The sequence below is a fragment of the Vibrio sp. B172a genome (genome assembly GCF_030248355.1).
GTDB classification, from domain to species: domain Bacteria; phylum Pseudomonadota; class Gammaproteobacteria; order Enterobacterales; family Vibrionaceae; genus Vibrio; species Vibrio owensii.
In genome coordinates this window covers 276,388-293,893 of the sequence record NZ_JAHGAC010000001.1, presented here as the reverse complement: position 1 = coordinate 293,893, position 17,506 = coordinate 276,388, and the positions used below count along the sequence as shown (strand labels likewise).

Sequence of the window (17,506 nt, the reverse complement as noted above, 5' to 3'; positions counted from 1 at the left end):
GAAAGAAGCCCTCGCTTTTTATGACACGTGAAAAATGTGGTTTATAAGTTTTACATCACACTAACTTGTCTTACAAATGATTATCCTTATAGAATGCATGGTTTTACTTGTGCAGATTTGGATTTGCTTTGCTGCGGGGGTTGCATGATAGAAATTGTCATCGATGGAAAATATAGAATTGTAGAAGAGGGTCTAACCCTTTTAGAAGCAGCAAAAGTGTGTGGGGTCGAGATCCCATCGCTGTGCGGAATGAACAAAAGTAATGAAAAAGTACCGTGTGACTTGTGTGTGGTTGAAGTCGAAAGCGGCGGTACTAAGCGTGCGTGTGAACTCGAAGTTTACCGCGGCCTTAATGTGGTCACGCAATCAGAACAATTAAGCGAGCACCGCAGAAAAGCACTCAACCGCATCATGACGGACCATTACGCCGATTGTGAAGCGCCATGTAAAACCGCGTGTCCTGCGGGCGTGGATATCCAATCGTACCTTTATCACATCGCACAGAACGATCATCAAAAAGCGATTGAAGTGATTAAGCGTACGCTTCCTATGCCGCTATCGATTGGCCGTGTGTGCCCGGCATTTTGTGAGAGTGAATGTCGCCGCTCGTTAGTCGATGAGCCTATTGCAATTCGTCAGCTAAAACGTCATGCCGCGGATGCGGATTTGTCTGCGCATGGAGCCTACGTACCAGAAAAGAAACCAAGCAAAGGTTTGAACATTGCCGTCGTCGGCAGTGGTCCTGGTGGTCTGACAGCTGGCTACTACCTATCGAACGAAGGCTACGACGTTACGGTCTTTGAATCCATGCCAAAAGCGGGCGGTTGGTTGCGTTACGGTATTCCAGAATACCGTTTACCAAAAGACATTCTCGATAAAGAAATCGAACTGATGTGCCGCAATGGCATGCAAGTTCACACCAATCAAAAGCTAGGTGTGGATTTCACGCTTTCTCAATTGAGCGAAGAATACGACGCAGTGTGTTTGGCTGTCGGTGCGTCTCAAGCGGTTGAAATGCATTACACAGGCAGTGACCTTGAAGGTTGCTACTTAGGCGTTGATTACCTTAAAGATTACGTCACTGAGCAAAACTATGTAACGGGTCAAAAAGTCGCGGTTATCGGTGGTGGTAACACGGCAATTGACTGTGCTCGTACTGCGCGTCGCGCTGGTGCCGACACCACGTTGATTTATCGTCGTACACGTGACGAAATGCCGGCAGAAGACTACGAGATTGTCGAAGCGGAACACGAAGGGGTGAAATTCCACTTCTTGACCAACCCTGCAGAAAACCTTGCCGATGAAACCGGACGTGTGAGTGCGATTCGTCTAGAGCGCATGGCGTTGGGTGAGCCGGATGCATCTGGTCGTCGAAGCCCTAAACCAACCGGCGAGTTCTTCACCGAAGAGTTCGACACCGTGATTGCGGCAGTATCGCAAAAGCCAGATCTGAGCTTCCTCGAAGGTGAAGATTTGTCGATTCCGCTTACGCGTTGGAACACCTCCGATGCAGATGAAAAGACCATGCACACCGGCACGGGCAACATCTTCAGTATTGGTGATTTCCGCCGTGGTCCTGCAACGGCAGTTGAAGCCGTGGGTGATGGTCGCGTTGCGGCAAAAGCCATTGATCTGTTTTTGAATGGCGATATGGCAGACATGCCAAAGGCGGCGTTCAATTCGCGCAAAGAGAAGAAACTCTCTCATGTCGATCCGCTTCACTTCGAGAACATCCAGAAAGTCGCTCGATCTATCATGCCTGAGCTGACTCCAGCACAACGCGAGCAAAGCTTCGCTGAAGTGGAGTTGGGCTTTGATAACGAAGAAGCGATGCAGGAAGCGGCACGCTGCCTTGAATGTGGCTGTCAGGCAAATACCGATTGTGCGCTGCGTGATTACTCCACCGAATATGAAGCTGAGCAAAGCTTTGACTTCTCCTTGCAGATTAAATCACACCAAGATTGGTTAGATCTTCGTGCGAAAGACTTGCGTCATAAGTACGAAGTTGACCGCAGTTCTGAGTTTATTGAGTTTGATGCTAACCGCTGTATTAGCTGTGGTCAGTGCATCCAAGCGTGCCGCGACAAAGCCGTACACGGTGTACTGAACTTCGTGTGCGATAAACAAGGTCGTCCGGCATTACGTCCTGACGATCGTCCACACTTTGGAAGTAACAAGAATGGCTTAACCCTAATGGGTGATTCGAACTGCGTGCAATGTGGCGCGTGCGTTCAAGTGTGTCCAACGGGCGCAATGGTCGATAGTCGTGACCGTTCGCAAGGCCGTACTGAAGATCTGAAAGCGGTCGACACCATTTGTACATACTGTGGTGTAGGCTGTAAGTTGACCATGTTCGTGGACGAAGCAACCAACACGATTCGTTACGTCAAAGGCGGAGACTCGCCGGTGAACCAAGGCATGTTGTGTGTGAAAGGGCGCTTTGGTTTTGATTTCATTGGCAGTGAAGAACGTCTTACCACGCCATTGATTCGTAAAGACGGTTGGTTGCAGCCTGCAAGTTGGGAAGAGGCGATTCAACTGATTGCGAACAAGTTCTCTGGCATCAAGCAAGATTTTGGCAGCAACGCATTGGCGGGTTTCTCTTCAGCGAAAACCACTAACGAAGACAACTACGCATTCCAAAAATTTGTCCGTCGTGAACTGGGCACTAACAATGTCGACCACTGTGCGCGTTTGTGTCACGCATCGAGTGTAACCGGTCTTGAGGCGTCACTGGGTAGTGGTGCAATGACCAACGACATTCCAAGCATTAAGCACTCGGATGTGATCTTCATTATTGGTTCGGATACCACATCGGCGCACCCGATCATCGCTTCACATATCAAACAAGCAATTCGTCACCACGGTGCTCGTTTGATTGTGGCTGACCCGAAACGTGTTGATATGGCAGAGCATGCTGAGCTGTATATGGCGCACCGTCCGGGTACGGATGTGATGCTCCTAAATGGCGTCATGCAGCAGATCATCAAGAACGGTTGGTACGATCAAGAGTACATCGAAGAACGTGTCGACGGCTTTGATACCTTGTTGCAAGAAGTAATGTCGCCAGCTTACAACCTCGATAAAGTGGAGTTGGTTACGGGCGTTAAAGCTGAAGACATTCAAGCAATGGCGCGCATGATCGGTACGGCAGATCGTACGGCTGTTTACTACTCGATGGGTATCACTCAGCACACGACAGGTCATGACAACGTGCGTTCTATCGCTAACCTGCAATTGCTGTGTGGCAACATCGGTATTGAAGGTGGTGGTATTAACCCGCTACGTGGTCAATCTAACGTGCAAGGCGCGTGTGATATGGGCGCTTTGCCAAACAGCTTCCCGGGCTATCAAAAGGTATACAACCCAATTGTGCGTCAGAAGTTTGCGATTGAATGGAACGCACCAAATCTGCCTTCTGAGCAAGGTTTAACCCTGACAGAAATCATTGATGCGGCTTGCCATCGTGACGTTCGTGGTATGTACATCATGGGTGAGAACCCAGTGTTGAGTGACCCGAACCAAGCGCATGTGATTGAAGGTTTAGAAGCGCTCGATTTCTTGGTAGTTCAAGACATCTTCCTAACGGAAACCGCGCAATACGCGGATGTGGTTTTGCCTTCTTGCTCATTTGCAGAGAAAGCGGGTCACTTCACCAATACGGAGCGTCGTGTTCAGCGTGTGAATCCGGTTGTCACGGCGCCGGGTGAAGCGAAAGAAGATTGGTGGATTATCCAAGAAATCGCCAATGCCATGGGCAGTGATTGGGATTACCACTGCGTGTCTGATATCACTAACGAAATCGCACGTGTGACACCTCAATACGCGGGTCTTCGTTGGGATGCCATTACGCCAAACGGTGTGCAATGGCCTAGCAACAAGAACAACCCTGCGGGTACTCGCATCATGCACCAAACCCAGTTTACTCGTGGTAAAGGGCAAATGGTGGGTGTACCGTTCCGTTATGCGGCTGAGCTGCCAGATGAAGAGTACCCACTTGTGTTAACGACGGGTCGCGTACTTGAGCAGTTCCACACTGGCACCATGACGCGCAAAACCAAAGGGTTGGATAATCTTGCTGGCCCTCGTGCGATGGTGAGCGTGGAAGACGCAGAGGCACTTGGCATCAGTAATGGTCAGCGTCTGACGGTGTCTACACGTCGCGGCAGCATTGAGATTGATGCCTTTGTGACTAAGCGGATTCAAAAAGGTGTGGTGTTTATTCCTTTCCACTTTGTTGAATCGCCAGTCAACCGCCTAACGACAACGGCAACTGACCCGCATGCGAAGATCCCTGAGTTCAAGGTCGCTGCGGTTAAAGTCGAAGTGAGCGAAAAAGCGCTACTTACAGAGCCTGCAGCGGAAGCGGTTCATTCCATTTAGGCCAATCTGTTTAGATACAGGTTAGCAGCGCACTGGCGAGTTGGGCGATTACATATAAGCTTATGATATGTAATCGCTAAATGAGCCGTGCGTGTGCTAAGAGTCATTAAATGGATTGTGTTGTTTTTACCCGCTTCAATTTGGCTGGTGGCAAGGCAATATCATGATATTTGGTGGGCGGAGAATCTAACCTCGATTCCCGCTCTCCTTTTATTCGTCTACCTAGGGCTTACTCTGGTACTTTTGGTTTGTCGTCTCTGGGCGAAAGCCATTTTCTCTGCTTTAATCGGCTTCGCTTCTATTGCGTTTCTCTTACCCACTCAAATCACAAACAATCAAACTTGCGAAAATCCGCTGACGATCGTCCAATTCAACCTGTTCTACGAAAATCCGGACATCAATCAGTTCATCAATTACTTGCTTAAACACCCTGCGGATTTGGTGGTGATGCAAGAGCTCTCGCCTCAAGTGGGGGAGAAGCTTCATCTTCTCGACGATATTTATCCTTTCTATTATGGCGGCCAGCGCGGCGTTGGTTACCCGTCAAATCAGATGATTTTGAGCCGTTATCCTTTGGAGCCAGTTTCGATTTATCACACTCCAGATGGTCAAGAGGTGATTCGAGCAACATGGCAAGTGGACAACCCTATTACTTTACTGACGGCGCATCCTCCCTCGCCAAGAACAGAGCCGTTATGGCAACGCCGCAATGCACTGATTCGAACCATAGAAACTCTTACTGATTTGTACCCAACACCAGAAATGATCGTGATAGGGGATTTCAATCTTTCTGCTGCAAGCCCTAGGTTTAATGGGCTGTTTTCTCGTTTCCAAACTCAACCTGTTGCCAGTTGGCCAACATCAGTGAAAGGCTTGCCGGTTCCTGCTTTCGCCATGATAGGGATTGATCACCTCTGGCTTAAGTCAGAACGCTCAAATCGGATGATCTGCTCAAGAACATCGACAAATCAACCGAATGGCTCTGATCACAGGTTGGTGACGACTCTAATCGGGCAATGAGTTAGTGCTTTCTATTGGCAAAGTGTCTAGTTATTTAGAATTAGGTTAAATCGAGGTGTGGCTTGTCATGGAATTGACGGACTCTGACCTTAAGTTGTTATTTGGGTGAATTCTTTAACCTAAACTCCATCCGCTTCCTATACTGAGAATATAGAGAAAAGCAGAAATTCATAATGATAAGAGGCAACTTGTATGACAAGAACTACCTCAGCAGTGTTAATACTTATTTTAATGAGCGCCTATTTTGCCTATAACCGTTTTTACGTTTATCCGCAAAAGCTAGAAACACAGGCGGAATCGATGCTGATCCAAATGGCCAACCGTGAAGAGTGGCTTGACGTACATGAGATGATGGAACGTGTAGAAGCGCACAAGGCGCATCTGGAGTTGAACGCAGATATCACCTCAACCAGCGGTAAACGTGCATACAGCGAAGGTTACATTACCTATAGCGACCGCAGTCGAAATGTATGCAAACAAGTGGTTTTCAACTTCAAAATCAATTCGCTAAGAAGTTATAGCATTTCAGACCTGCATGATTGTTCTCTGGGTGAGTACTACTGATCTCGCTACGATAAACTATGATTCAATAAAAACGCCTCCAAATCCGGAGGCGTTTTTAGTTTTGGAATCTGATGGGTTAATCGAGTGATTTTTTGAAGCGTAAAGACGCAACAACTAAACCTATCACCGTAAAGCCCAGTAGCCAGACTGTATCTCGCCATAACTCCATTAAGTCTGCACCGCGCAACACCACACCACGAATAATGCGCATAAAGTGGGTGGCAGGCAGGGCTTCTGATATCCATTGTGCCGCGACGGGCATTCCTTCATAAGGGAACATAAATCCGGATAGAAGAATCGACGGCAAAAGAATAAACACCGTCATCTGCATTGCCTGTAGCTGTGTCGTCGCAATGGTGGATATCACCAAACCTAAAGTTAAACTCGCGGCAATAAACAACAGTGTGCCAAACAGTATCTGACTAATGGCGCCGTTTATCGGCACGCCAAATATCCAGTGACCCAAGCCTAAAATGATAAACACCTGTATCAGACCAACAAAGATGTAGGGAATGATCTTCGCCACCATGAGCTCGATGGAGTGGATTGGCGTAGTAATCAGTAACTCCAAATTGCCGCGTTCCCGTTCTCGAACAATGGCTGCACTGGTGAACAAGATCATCGTCATGGTCAGAATCACGCCCAATAAACCGGGGACAATGTTCACCGCCGAGCGCCGACTCGGGTTGTAATACAGCGCAACTTCAAAGGTTTTGGTTGGGGCAGGGCGTATCTCAAAATCAAAATCCGTTAACGGCATGGTTTGTAGTGAGAGAATCGCTGAGCTGATCATGGTGTCTGAACCATCCACAATCCACTGTCCAAGCTCTCGACCTTGCACCATACGTTGGGTTAAGTCGCTAGGTAGAATTAAAGCGGCTCGCACCAAGCCGTCTTGAATGGCTTGCTCGGCTTCTGATGCGGTAGCGAAGGTTTCGACCACATCGACCACTTGCGTCACTTTAACGGACTCGGTAATCACGCGTCCGGCGGTGCTGCCACTTTGATCGACGACGCCAACGGGAATATTGCGAATATCGGTATTAATGGCAAAGCCGAAGAGCAAAAGCTGAATCAACGGGATCATCACGACCATGCCAAAGGTAATGCGGTCACGTGAAAGCTGACGGATTTCTTTGATCATCACCGCTTTCATACGGGCAATAGATTTCATCATTGGCGACCTTCTCCCGTAACGCTGACAAACACATCTTCCAAGCTCGGGCGGGCAATGTTCATCTCGCAGCCTTCAAGCTCAGGAAAGGTTTGGGTTAACCATTCGATCGGTTTTTCGATGTGCTGGTGGATCAAAATGCGTAAGCGAATGCCTAGCTGTGCGGCAGAACGGACTTCTTCGCGTCGAATGACTTTCTCTTTTAACTCGCGTAAGTTATCCGCTTTGACTTCGACGATGTTAACGCCCATTTGCGCCATGAGTTCTTCTGGCTCACCATCGGCGCGGATTTCGCCCGCTTCCATAATCGCCAGACGATGGCAGCGCTCTGCTTCATCCATGTAATGCGTAGTGACCAAAATCGTCGTACCTTGGTCAGAGAGATCAAACAATTGCTCCCAGAAATCGCGTCGGTTCTCTGGGTCAACCGCAGACGTGGGTTCATCGAGAAACAACAGTTCTGGTTTGTGCATGGTCGCTGCCGCGAGAGACAAGCGCTGCTTCTGGCCGCCACTCATTCCGCCCACGCGCTGTTTACGCAGTTGGTCGAGACCGTAGGTGGCTAGTTGTTCTTCGATGCGAGCTTTCAGGGCCTTGGTTTCCATACCAAAGATTTGTCCAATAAACTCAAGATTCTCTTGAACCGTCAGGTCATCATAAAGCGAGAACTTTTGGGTCATGTAGCCAATCTTGAGGCGCAGAAGCTCAGATTGCTTTGGGATCTCTAGCCCGAGTACATCGACATTGCCCTCGCTTGGGCTAAGCAAGCCAGTCAACACACGAATGGTTGTCGATTTACCGCAACCGTTAGGGCCAAGAAAACCATAAATACTGCCTTTGGGCACATTAAGCGTGATGTTGTTGATGGCGGTGAAGTCACCAAACTTTTTCACTACATTTTTAGCTTGAATCGCGTATTCGGTCATTGGCTTACTCCACCAAATCCACTTGCGCTGGAATACCTGAAGGCAAGGATTGCGCTGAGTCTTGAAGGTCGACTTCTGCTAAGTACATCAAACGCGAGCGTTCTTCCTCGGTAAGCGCGAAATAAGGCGTAAATGAAGGCTCAGTCGCTACCCAACGAACGGTGCCGCTATATGGTTGATCAACGCCATCTACATGCACGTTAACCGTTTTACCCGGAACAAAGTCGACTCGGTAGTTGGCAGGAACGTAAACGCGAGCGTATGGGACGCGACTGGCTTGTATTACAGCAACCACGCCATTCACAGGAACGCGTTCGCCAAGGTTAAACGGTAGGTTATCGAGTAAGCCGTCACGCGTGGCCGTGATGGTGAGTTCTGCCAGTTTCTGTTCTTGCAGTGCCACATCGGCTTTTGCTGCCATGAGTGCGGCTTTCGCTTGTTCAATATCTTCAGGACGAGAGCCTGCCGTCAATTTGCTGAACTCTTCTTGTGAGGAGTCTAGCTCTGCACGGGCAGAATCTCTGGCTGCTAAAGCGGTGTCTTTTTCTGATTGGCTGATGAGTTTCTTGCGAACTAACTCCGCTTTACGTTGGTAGTTCTTTTGCGCTTCAACCAATTGAGCTTCCGCTCTGGCAACGCGTGCTTGCGCTGCGGAAATGTCTTCTGGTCGCTCACCATTGGTCAATTTCAAAAGATAAGCGTCAGCCTTGGCTTGTTCGGCTACGGCGTGAGCTAAAACGGCTTCTTGGTTCTTTGTATCGAGCTGAACCAGCACTTCTCCTTCGGTGACTTGGCTGCCTTCCTTGATGGGTAGGGCTCGAATTATCTCGCTAGAGGTTGCAGTAAAGGTTACGCGGTCACGCTCTAGTGTGCCAAGGGCTTGCTGTCCGTCATCTTTGGAACAGGCAGTTAAAAGAGTCAGGGCTAGGGTGCCAAGAATGATTCGCTTCATCATGCGACGCTTCCTCTAAGAAGGTGAGCTCGAACTCGTATCAAGCTATAGAAGAGTGTGGGACTGCATTCAGTGTAACGTGAGTCAGTTTTGTCCGGCTAGGAAGTTAATTCCTTCAATATTCATCAATTGATTAATTATTGAAACTGGCCTCACCTTTGAATGGGTCTCTAAGAATATTCTCATTCAAATATAGTGGGTTACCGTGATGTTGGTGGGATTAGGAAAGATAAATTGAAGAATCGAGACAAGGATCAGGTTTACCGTGCACGCGTAAAGAAACGGCTAGATAAAGCAAAGCCCGATGGTTGAGCATCGGGCTTTACAGAGCGCGCTAGGACAAAGTTAACGCAACCTTTAATGGCTGTTTAAGCCGTTTTAAACTGACTGACGATTTCTTGTAGACCAACCGCCAGTTCACTTAAGTCTCGGCACGCAATCGCGGTTTGACGAGAGCCTGTTGCGACTTCACTAGAGAACTGGTTGATGTGTTCGACATTGCGATGCAGCTCTTCAGTCACAGAGCTCTGCTCACTGCACGCACTCGCGATTTGGATGCTCTTTTCAGCGATGTTGTCAGCGCTTTGTTCAATGTGACCAATCGTCGTACCTGCTCGCTGAGCTTGTTCAACGCACACTTGAATCAAATCGCTGCTGTTATTTGTAGCCGATACGGCGGTTTTCGAGCAGTTCTGAAGCTTACTGATGATGGCAATGATTTCTTCTGTCGATGCTTGTGTGCGGCTCGCTAGCGTACGAACTTCATCAGCTACAACGGCAAATCCGCGGCCTTGTTCACCCGCGCGGGCAGCCTCAATTGCGGCATTGAGAGCAAGTAGGTTAGTTTGCTCTGCGATGTCTTGAATCACGTCAACCACCACGCTGATGTTCGATGCGTCTTGCTCTAGCTCGCTTACCATGGTGCCAACAGATTGAATCGCGACCGAGGCTTCGTTGATCTGCTCGATACATTCTTGAACCACTTCTAAGCCTTCTTTGGCTTCTTGAGAGGCACTGTTTGCAGTTTCTGAAGCGGCTTCCGTGTTGCTTGCAACATCATGCACCGTTGCTTGCATTTCGTTCATGGCAGTCGCAATCAGGTTAAGTTGTTGCTGTTGCTCATCCATGCCTGAAGAGGTTTGTTCTGAAATGGCGCTCACTTCCTCGGTAGCGGTGCTCACCTGAGCGGTAGTAGAAGAGATGCTATCGACCAGACTCAGCAGCTTGGCTTGCATATCTTCACAGGCGTCTGCCAATAAACCGAGCTCGTCGTTACCAATTTTATTGCGTGGAAGTTTGTAGGTTAGATCGCCGGAAGCAATCTTAGAGGCCATTTCAACCACGTATTGCAGTGGGGAACAGATTTGTTTTGTGAGGAATAGGCCGAGTACAAAGCTCAATGCCAATAAAGCAACAATCGCGATAATGCTATAAGTGATGGCGTCTGCAACCACATCGTGAGTGCTGTTGATGTCTTCTTTGATGAAGGTTTGGTTTAACTCAACCAGATCTTTAATCGAGCTAGAAAGTGCTTGGAACGTTGAAAAACCATCCAACAGCATAGCGTTGGCTTCATCAATGCGTTTCGTGGTTAGTAGCTCTGAATATTTGTCGTTGAAGCTACGGTATTTTGACCACGCACTCGATACCTCATTATAAGCATCACGGTCGCGCTGATCCCAAAGTGATTTACCGTATTGTTCAATATAGTTGTCGATTTTATTTTCTGATTCATCCAAACCTTTAAGCCAAGTGTTAAATTCAGCATGGTTTACATTAGTCAGCAAAGAGAATTCGTCTTTTCTTAAGGTGCCAATTTCGATTTCAATATTTTTTACCAATAAAATACTTGGCACTGTGGTGTCAGAAAATTCTGTCATCTTGCCATCAATAAGTTTTATTTGAGAGGTAAAGAAGAAAGATAACGCAATGACGGCAGCGGAGATAACAAGTATCAACGCACTGATTTTACTTTTAATACTTAGGTTAGAAAGTTTCATAGACTCACTGAAAATTGGGGGGCTGAAAGGCTCGGAGTCTATTCCTGAGATTTGAAATTTAGTGTGATGAAAGTCTCAAATAGTTTTATCGGAAACCAAAATAAAATGGAAACTTAATGTTCATATTTCGTTTGAAAATAAGTTAATAGTTAATCAATATTGATGGGGAAAATAATTAATTAACTTATAAATTATTTCGAGTACGAATTGGTATTAATCTTGATAACCTTACATTCAATCAGAATTTTCTTATTGATGAATTTCGTTATTTATGTGTTAGCAAGTTTTCCTAAATATTAAAACAAGACATCGTACCGAATTGAAGTATTATTTCGGTAAAATAAAAGCCCGATGCTGAACATCGGGCTTCATTGTTTGAGTTTTATAGCCAAGACTTAAGGCATCTAAATTACGTTGGTTTAATCACCAAGAGGCTGTCTTTCCAAACCGCCACGATAAGAATCGAGAGCAACTTTGAGTCGACGAAGTTTATCGCGCGAGCGTCGCTTATGATTAACGGCCAACGCCATGGAAAGTACATCAACCAACGCCAGCATCGCGTAACGAGAAGCCGATGGCTTGTAGATGAAATCCGTCTCTTGGTGCTCAATAGGCAGAACCAAATCGGCTTGCTCAGTCAAAGGTGTGTCTTTCGGAGTAATCACAATGACTTTCACGCCGTACTGCTTGGCTAATTGTGCGGTTTCTATGATGGCAGGGGTATAGCCAGTAGCTGAGATCATCACTAACACATCGTTCGCGTCTGCCGTCGCCGCAATCATGCGCGATAACAAGCCATCGTTGTACGCCACAACAGGATAGCCCAGACGGAACAAACGATGCTGCATCTCTTGTGCTGCAATGGTTGAGCCACCACCCATACCAATACAGATCACTTGTCTTGCGTTGTGCAGCCAGTTCACAGCAGTGTCGATATCTTCTTCAACAATCAAACTGCGGTTTACATCAAGGGATTGCTTGATCGACTCATAGATGCCTTGGTAGCCACTTTGATCAGGCGGTTCAAGGATGAATCGTTGTCCAACCGTTAAGGTTTGTGCCAGTTTGATCTTCATATCACGCACGTTTTTACAGCCAACAGCTTTAGCAAAACGGGTGATGGTGGCTTCACTCACTTCTGCACTTTCTGCCAGTTCAGTAATGCTGGCGTTGGCGGCAGTTTGAATGTCGTCCATGATCAACTTTGCGACCTTCTTTTCGGCATCGCGCAGCGCACTGAAACGTTCAGTGATTTGAGAGATAATATCGACTTCTAAACTCAAGCTGTGTTCCTATCTTTTGCATGGAGACGATTGTGCCGCCTCCACTGGTTTGGCATGAAGTATAACGAAAAGCCTCACTAAGCTCATCATCAGAAACGGGTTTTCACCCAATGAGTAACTTGATACTCATCATCACAAACCGCCACGGCACGCCACTTATCAAACGTTAAACATGGATGAGAGGTTGAGAAGGCAATCATATCACCCACTTGAAGGTCGCTGTTTGCGTCTACTTCGATGAACGCATGCTGATCCATCACTGCGGTCGTTACCGCACTTTCAATAGAGATTGACTCACCATCGCGGTAAGCGCGCTCGGGGATTGGCAATCCAGCATCAAACGCCACGTCACGTTTACCAAAGCCGGCAACTAGCTTGGTTGGCTCGGGGCGAGAAATCACATAAGCCCAAAGCTCTAGTGCTGATTCCAAGTCACCACCTAAGTCACACGCTGCGCTTTGATTGTTTTCAGCGCGCTGCATGACTTTGTTTTGGGCATCTAGGTAAATGCCTGTGTCATGAATCGCGTAGCAACCTGGGCGAATGACGGCATCAAAATCCTCTAGGTTGGCAAAGCATTCAGAAACTACGTCATACCAAGCAGAGCCAGCGCCTGTGACCAGAGGTTTAGACTCAATCAACTTGTCGTTTTGTAGTTGGGCTGCGATTTCTAATGTGGTGTTGAGGAAGTCACGGATGTCCTGCTCAGCATTGTCACCATGAATGACACCTTCGTAAACCTCGATACCTTTGAGCGTAAGGTGAGGTTGCTGGTGGATGAGTGTGGCGAGCTCAACCACATCTTGTTGGTTTCGGCATCCACAGCGACCGCCTTCAACACCAAACTCGATCAGTACATTAAGCGGCAATTGATGTTCAGCGAAGGCACGCTCTAGCGCTTTGACGTTTCGGCTTGAGTCCACGCAGCAATAGAAGTTGACCCCGTGGGTTTCAATCAAGTTGGCGATGATGGTCATGTTAGCGCGCCCGACTAGTTGGTTCGCCATGATGATGTTTTTCGCTCCGCCTAGCGCCGCAATCTCTGCCTGAGCCGGCGTTGCGACGGTAATGCCCCAAGCGCCGTTTTCTAATTGCTGCTGGAAGAAAGCGGGAGTCATGGTGGTTTTACCGTGTGGTGACAACTTCACTTTGTGCTGATTGGCAAAACGCTGCATCCAATCGAGGTTGTTCTTCAATGAAGAAGATTTGATCACCGCAGCGGGCAGGGTGATCTCTTCATGGATCAAACTGTGTAACCCATCGGAATTGCACGCAACAGGTTGAGCCTTTTCTCCGTAACCTGGCGTGGTAACACACTCATTATGATAGTTTTTATCACACTTTTGGCGATTGTCTTTCATGGCGCACCTACTTCTAACATGGTCTAAGTGATTGATATTAAGTGTTTGTTGCTAACTACCATAAATAATATGTTAGAAAGTATCAAACAAATCTGAGTTTTTTGTGTGTTTCTTCACTGTTTAAATTTCAAGAATTATTAAGATGGAATCATGTTAACGACGGACGAAGAGAGTGAAGTATGTTGTTCGATACCATTATCAAAAGCGTAGAGGTATTTGACGGTACGGGTGCAGCACCATTCATTGCTGATGTTGCGATTCGTCAAGATCGTATTGAGCAAGTAGGGCAGCTAGACGAGCTTTCTGCAAAGAAGGTTATCAACGGTCAGGGTCTTGCGTTGGCTCCGGGATTTATTGATGTGCACACGCACGATGACACCAATGTGATTCGTTACCCTGACTGCTTGCCAAAGATCAGCCAAGGCGTGACGACGGTAATCGTAGGCAATTGCGGAATTAGCGCAAGTCCTGCGGTACTCAGTGATACTCCGCCAGACCCAATGAACCTATTGGGCAAGCAGGAAGACTTCAAATACCCAACTTTTGCGGAGTATGCGAAGGCGGTACAAGCGGCGAACCCTGCGGTCAACGTTGCAGCGTTAGTCGGTCACACAACTTTACGTAACAACGTAATGGACGACTTACTGCGCACGGCTACCGATGAAGAAATCGACCAAATGCGTCAAACACTGGCACAAGCGATGGAAGAGGGTGCGTTGGGTTTGAGCTCGGGTCTTGCTTATGCGAGTGCCAAGCAAGCGAACGCGGATGAAGTCATGCGCCTAGCGGAAATTCTCGGTCATCACGGTGGTATCTACACCACGCACATGCGCACCGAGTTTGAAGAAATCATCAGCGCAATGGAAGAAGCCTTTGAAACTGGGCAGTACGCCAAAGTGCCAGTGGTGATTTCTCATCTTAAGTGTGCAGGCGCAGGCAACTGGGGACGCACGGTAGAAGTGCTGGATTTGATGGATAAGGTTTCTGAGCATCAAGACGTGTCTTGCGATTGCTACCCATATTCTGCCAGTTCTTCAACGCTGGATTTAAAACAGGTGACGGATGAAATCGACATCTTCATCACTTGGTCTGAAAGTAAACCTGAACACGCTGGCAAGATGCTGAAAGACATTGCTGACGAGATGCAACTGCCTCTTATGGAAGCTGCAAAAGCGTTGCAACCTGCGGGTGCGGTTTATCACTGCATGGATGAAAACGACGTCAAACGAGTCCTTAAGTATAAGTTGACCATGGTGGGCTCGGACGGATTACCAAACGACCCGCACCCACATCCACGTTTGTGGGGCACATTCCCGAAAGTCTTGGGGCATTACTGTCGTGAAGAGCAGCTTTTCCCATTGGCAGAAGCGATTCACAAGATGACGGGGATGTCAGCAACACGCTACCAATTGAAAGATCGTGGGGAAATAAAAACAGGCGCTTACGCAGACTTGGTTTTATTTAACCCAAATACAATTAAAGATACTGCAACGTTCGAAAATCCAATTTCCGTCGCGCAAGGTATTGAATCTGTATTTGTAAATGGCGAACTATCTTATTTAAAAGATAAAGTCACCGAAAATAGAAATGGCGTATTTATTTATAGAAATAATACCCATCAATAACTTATTAAATTAATTAATTTTATAGATTAAGCATTATCACTGGAGAATATTATGTCAATTAAACGTTATGGTGTAGAAGGCGGCGTAGGTACTGGCGGTCAACATTTACCATTTGCACGTGCAACAGAAGCGGGCGGCTTCTTATACGTCTCGGGTCAAACACCAATGACTGACGGCGAAGTGGTAGAAGGCGGTATCATTGACCAGTCTCGCCTAGCGATTCAAAACTGTGTCGATATCATGGAAGAAGCAGGCTACACGCTAGCTGACGTGGTGCACGTAAAAGTGGTACTAACGGATTCTCGTTACTTCCAATCGTTCAATAAAGTGTTTAGAGAGTTCTTTGGCGACCACCCACCTGCACGTATTTGCATGGTGTGTGATCTCGTGGTGGACGTGAAAGTCGAAGTCGATGTGACTTGCTACCGCGAAGATCGCCGATAGAAATCACACTTTACCTAATTAAATAAAATAGAGTGCCGGAAATAATTACTTTCCTGTTATTATCTTTTTGGCACTCTCACTCCCTACATAAATATAATTTCATAAAGCAGTAGTGCCTAATATATTTAGCAAAAGCTATAAAAATAAAATTAGATAATTTCTGGAATAAAATCTAATACTTGCTGCTGGAATTATATCAATCTGAAAGATGGATTTTGATATGAGAGGTGTTCAATGAACAGTACACTTTTTCTTACCGGCTTCGGTGCGTATGTCTTATTTTTAATTTGGTTGGGATGGTTTGTCTCTCGCAACCAAAAATCAGGTGAAGACTTTCTACTCGGTGGTCGAGGCTTACCTCTGTTCCTCGTATTAGGTACCACGGTAGCAACCATGGTTGGCACGGGCTCAAGTATGGGTGCGGTTGGCTTTGGTTACTCAAACGGTTGGGCTGGTGCGCTTTATGGCATTGGCGGCGCAATTGGTATCTTGTTATTGGCACTGTGGTTCGCGCCAGTTCGTAAACTCAACTTTATGACCATGAGTGAAGAACTCGCATACTACGTAGGTGCAAACCGCATCGTGAAGAACGTGGTTGGTCTGCTTATCTTTATCGCTTCTATTGGCTGGTTAGGCGCACACATCCTTGGTGGTGGTATGTACCTAGCGTGGATTGCCGATATTGAGCTGAGCACTGCGAAGATGATTATCGCAGCAGCGTTTACTATTTACGTGGTTATTGGCGGCTACACTGCGGTGGTTTGGACAGACACCATTCAAGCTATCATCTTATTTGTTGGCTTCATCCTGATGGCGGTACTGTCTGTGCAACACATTGGCGGCTTGGATAACCTGTACTCTGCCATGGACCCAGAAGCGGTTAGCTTCCTTGCTATTGATAAGCTTGGTTTAATCCCTGCGGTTTCTCTTGCTGTTGTGATTGGTGTAGGTGTACTTGCAACGCCTTCATTCCGCCAACGCATCTACTCAGGCAAAGATGTATCAACCATCCGCCGTTCGTTCGTGGCTTCTGGTGTGCTGTACTTGTTCTTCTCCATCATCCCAGCAGTCATCGGTATGGCGGCGCATGCGATTGACCCTGAACTGAACAACGCGAACTTTGCTTTCCCATACATCGCGGCAACGGTATTGCCAGTAGGTGTTGGTCTTATCGTTCTGATTGCTGGTCTATCAGCAACCATGTCGAGTGCGAGCTCCGATGCGATTGCGGGCGTTTCTATCCTACTGCGTGATGTTTACGTCATGTTCACCGGTCGCGTGCCAAACAAAGAATCCATGTTGAATTACTCTCGCTTGGCTTTGGTTGTGGTGATCGGTTGTGCATTGCTATTCGCGCTAACTTCTAACGACATCATCGGCTACATCACTAAGATGATCTCGACAGTCATGTCTGGCATGTTCGTGTGCGGTATGTTGGGTCGCTTCTGGAAGCGTTACAACTGGCAAGGTGCGTTGGCAACATTGGCAGGTGCGTCTATTGCTTCATTTGCAGTAATGCTGAGCCCTGACCTGACCGCTTTCTGGGGCAACCCAGTGATTCCATCTTGCTTGTTTGCTCTAACTGCTGGTGTGGCAGTGAGCCTAGTGACTCCAGCTAACCAAGTATCACCAGAAATGGCACGAGCAATCCTTGATGATGAGCGTGCTCTAATGGAAATGGAACTGTCTGACAAAGGTGTTCTGGAAGAAGACGCTTCTCTACAAAATCGCGCAACGGCGGCAAATCAAAACGCTTAACAGCAGAGAGTTTCCG

Annotated in this window: 12 protein-coding genes; 6 read left to right on the top strand and 6 right to left on the bottom strand. The window is 47.3% G+C overall.

Going from position 1 to position 17,506, the window contains the following annotated elements; genetic code table 11:
• Positions 1 to 144: 144 nt before the first annotated feature.
• From fdhF to KIT90_RS01165, 3 genes are all read left to right on the top strand, one after another.
• Entirely contained in the window at positions 145 to 4,383 is a 4,239-nt protein-coding gene (fdhF, locus tag KIT90_RS01175) for a formate dehydrogenase subunit alpha (protein ID WP_285374544.1), read from the top strand.
• A 93-nt stretch (positions 4,384 to 4,476) separates the two neighbouring features.
• Positions 4,477 to 5,403: an endonuclease/exonuclease/phosphatase family protein gene (locus KIT90_RS01170; protein WP_285374543.1), complete on the top strand. Its 927-nt coding sequence runs from the start codon at positions 4,477 to 4,479 to the stop codon at positions 5,401 to 5,403.
• Positions 5,404 to 5,595: 192 nt separating this feature from the next.
• Positions 5,596 to 5,967: a hypothetical protein gene (locus tag KIT90_RS01165; protein ID WP_027726579.1), complete on the top strand. Its 372-nt coding sequence runs from the start codon at positions 5,596 to 5,598 to the stop codon at positions 5,965 to 5,967.
• Between the two features lie 76 nt (positions 5,968 to 6,043).
• Here KIT90_RS01165 and KIT90_RS01160 read toward each other — a convergent pair whose 3' ends face one another.
• The 6 genes from KIT90_RS01160 to KIT90_RS01135 form a co-directional block, all read right to left on the bottom strand.
• Positions 6,044 to 7,141 carry an ABC transporter permease gene (locus tag KIT90_RS01160; protein ID WP_009706212.1) on the bottom strand — a complete coding sequence of 366 codons (1,098 nt, stop codon included), beginning with the start codon at positions 7,139 to 7,141 and terminating at the stop codon, positions 6,044 to 6,046.
• Complete coding sequence (locus tag KIT90_RS01155; RefSeq protein ID WP_285374538.1) at positions 7,141 to 8,067, bottom strand: ABC transporter ATP-binding protein; 927 nt, start codon at positions 8,065 to 8,067, stop codon at positions 7,141 to 7,143. Before KIT90_RS01155 ends, KIT90_RS01160 begins: the two co-directional genes overlap by 1 nt.
• A gap of 4 nt (positions 8,068 to 8,071) precedes the next feature.
• Complete coding sequence (locus tag KIT90_RS01150; RefSeq protein WP_373417651.1) at positions 8,072 to 9,022, bottom strand: HlyD family secretion protein; 951 nt, start codon at positions 9,020 to 9,022, stop codon at positions 8,072 to 8,074.
• Positions 9,023 to 9,387: 365 nt separating this feature from the next.
• Positions 9,388 to 11,019, bottom strand: a complete 1,632-nt coding sequence (locus KIT90_RS01145) for a methyl-accepting chemotaxis protein (protein WP_285374536.1) — start codon at positions 11,017 to 11,019, stop codon at positions 9,388 to 9,390.
• Positions 11,020 to 11,438: 419 nt separating this feature from the next.
• Positions 11,439 to 12,302 (bottom strand): MurR/RpiR family transcriptional regulator, encoded by an 864-nt coding sequence (locus KIT90_RS01140; RefSeq protein WP_005425077.1) that lies wholly within the window; start codon positions 12,300 to 12,302, stop codon positions 11,439 to 11,441.
• A gap of 89 nt (positions 12,303 to 12,391) precedes the next feature.
• Positions 12,392 to 13,663: an amino acid deaminase gene (locus KIT90_RS01135; RefSeq protein WP_285374534.1), complete on the bottom strand. Its 1,272-nt coding sequence runs from the start codon at positions 13,661 to 13,663 to the stop codon at positions 12,392 to 12,394.
• A gap of 179 nt (positions 13,664 to 13,842) precedes the next feature.
• On the opposite strand from KIT90_RS01135, the gene KIT90_RS01130 reads away from it, so the two are divergent.
• The 3 genes from KIT90_RS01130 to KIT90_RS01120 all read left to right on the top strand — a co-directional run bounded on the left by KIT90_RS01130 (position 13,843) and on the right by KIT90_RS01120 (position 17,490).
• Complete coding sequence (locus tag KIT90_RS01130) at positions 13,843 to 15,288, top strand: amidohydrolase family protein (RefSeq protein WP_047513934.1); 1,446 nt, start codon at positions 13,843 to 13,845, stop codon at positions 15,286 to 15,288.
• Between the two features lie 51 nt (positions 15,289 to 15,339).
• Positions 15,340 to 15,732: a RidA family protein gene (locus KIT90_RS01125; protein ID WP_045486620.1), complete on the top strand. Its 393-nt coding sequence runs from the start codon at positions 15,340 to 15,342 to the stop codon at positions 15,730 to 15,732.
• 234 nt (positions 15,733 to 15,966) lie between these two features.
• A complete protein-coding gene (locus KIT90_RS01120; protein ID WP_005435470.1) occupies positions 15,967 to 17,490 on the top strand; it encodes a sodium:solute symporter family protein in 1,524 nt (507 codons plus the stop codon).
• The last annotated feature ends 16 nt before the right edge of the window (positions 17,491 to 17,506 follow it).

What these genes read in the sequence shown, in the direction of transcription:
- fdhF (WP_285374544.1), top strand. Translation starts at nt 145, where the DNA reads ATGATAGAAATTGTCATCGATGGAAAATATAGAATTGTAGAAGAGGGT.
- KIT90_RS01165 (WP_027726579.1), top strand. Translation starts at nt 5,596, where the DNA reads ATGACAAGAACTACCTCAGCAGTGTTAATACTTATTTTAATGAGCGCC.
- KIT90_RS01160 (WP_009706212.1), bottom strand. Translation starts at nt 7,141, where the DNA reads ATGAAATCTATTGCCCGTATGAAAGCGGTGATGATCAAAGAAATCCGT.
- KIT90_RS01155 (WP_285374538.1), bottom strand. Translation starts at nt 8,067, where the DNA reads ATGACCGAATACGCGATTCAAGCTAAAAATGTAGTGAAAAAGTTTGGT.
- KIT90_RS01150 (WP_373417651.1), bottom strand. Translation starts at nt 9,022, where the DNA reads ATGATGAAGCGAATCATTCTTGGCACCCTAGCCCTGACTCTTTTAACT.
- KIT90_RS01145 (WP_285374536.1), bottom strand. Translation starts at nt 11,019, where the DNA reads ATGAAACTTTCTAACCTAAGTATTAAAAGTAAAATCAGTGCGTTGATA.
- KIT90_RS01135 (WP_285374534.1), bottom strand. Translation starts at nt 13,663, where the DNA reads ATGAAAGACAATCGCCAAAAGTGTGATAAAAACTATCATAATGAGTGT.
- KIT90_RS01130 (WP_047513934.1), top strand. Translation starts at nt 13,843, where the DNA reads ATGTTGTTCGATACCATTATCAAAAGCGTAGAGGTATTTGACGGTACG.
- KIT90_RS01125 (WP_045486620.1), top strand. Translation starts at nt 15,340, where the DNA reads ATGTCAATTAAACGTTATGGTGTAGAAGGCGGCGTAGGTACTGGCGGT.
- KIT90_RS01120 (WP_005435470.1), top strand. Translation starts at nt 15,967, where the DNA reads ATGAACAGTACACTTTTTCTTACCGGCTTCGGTGCGTATGTCTTATTT.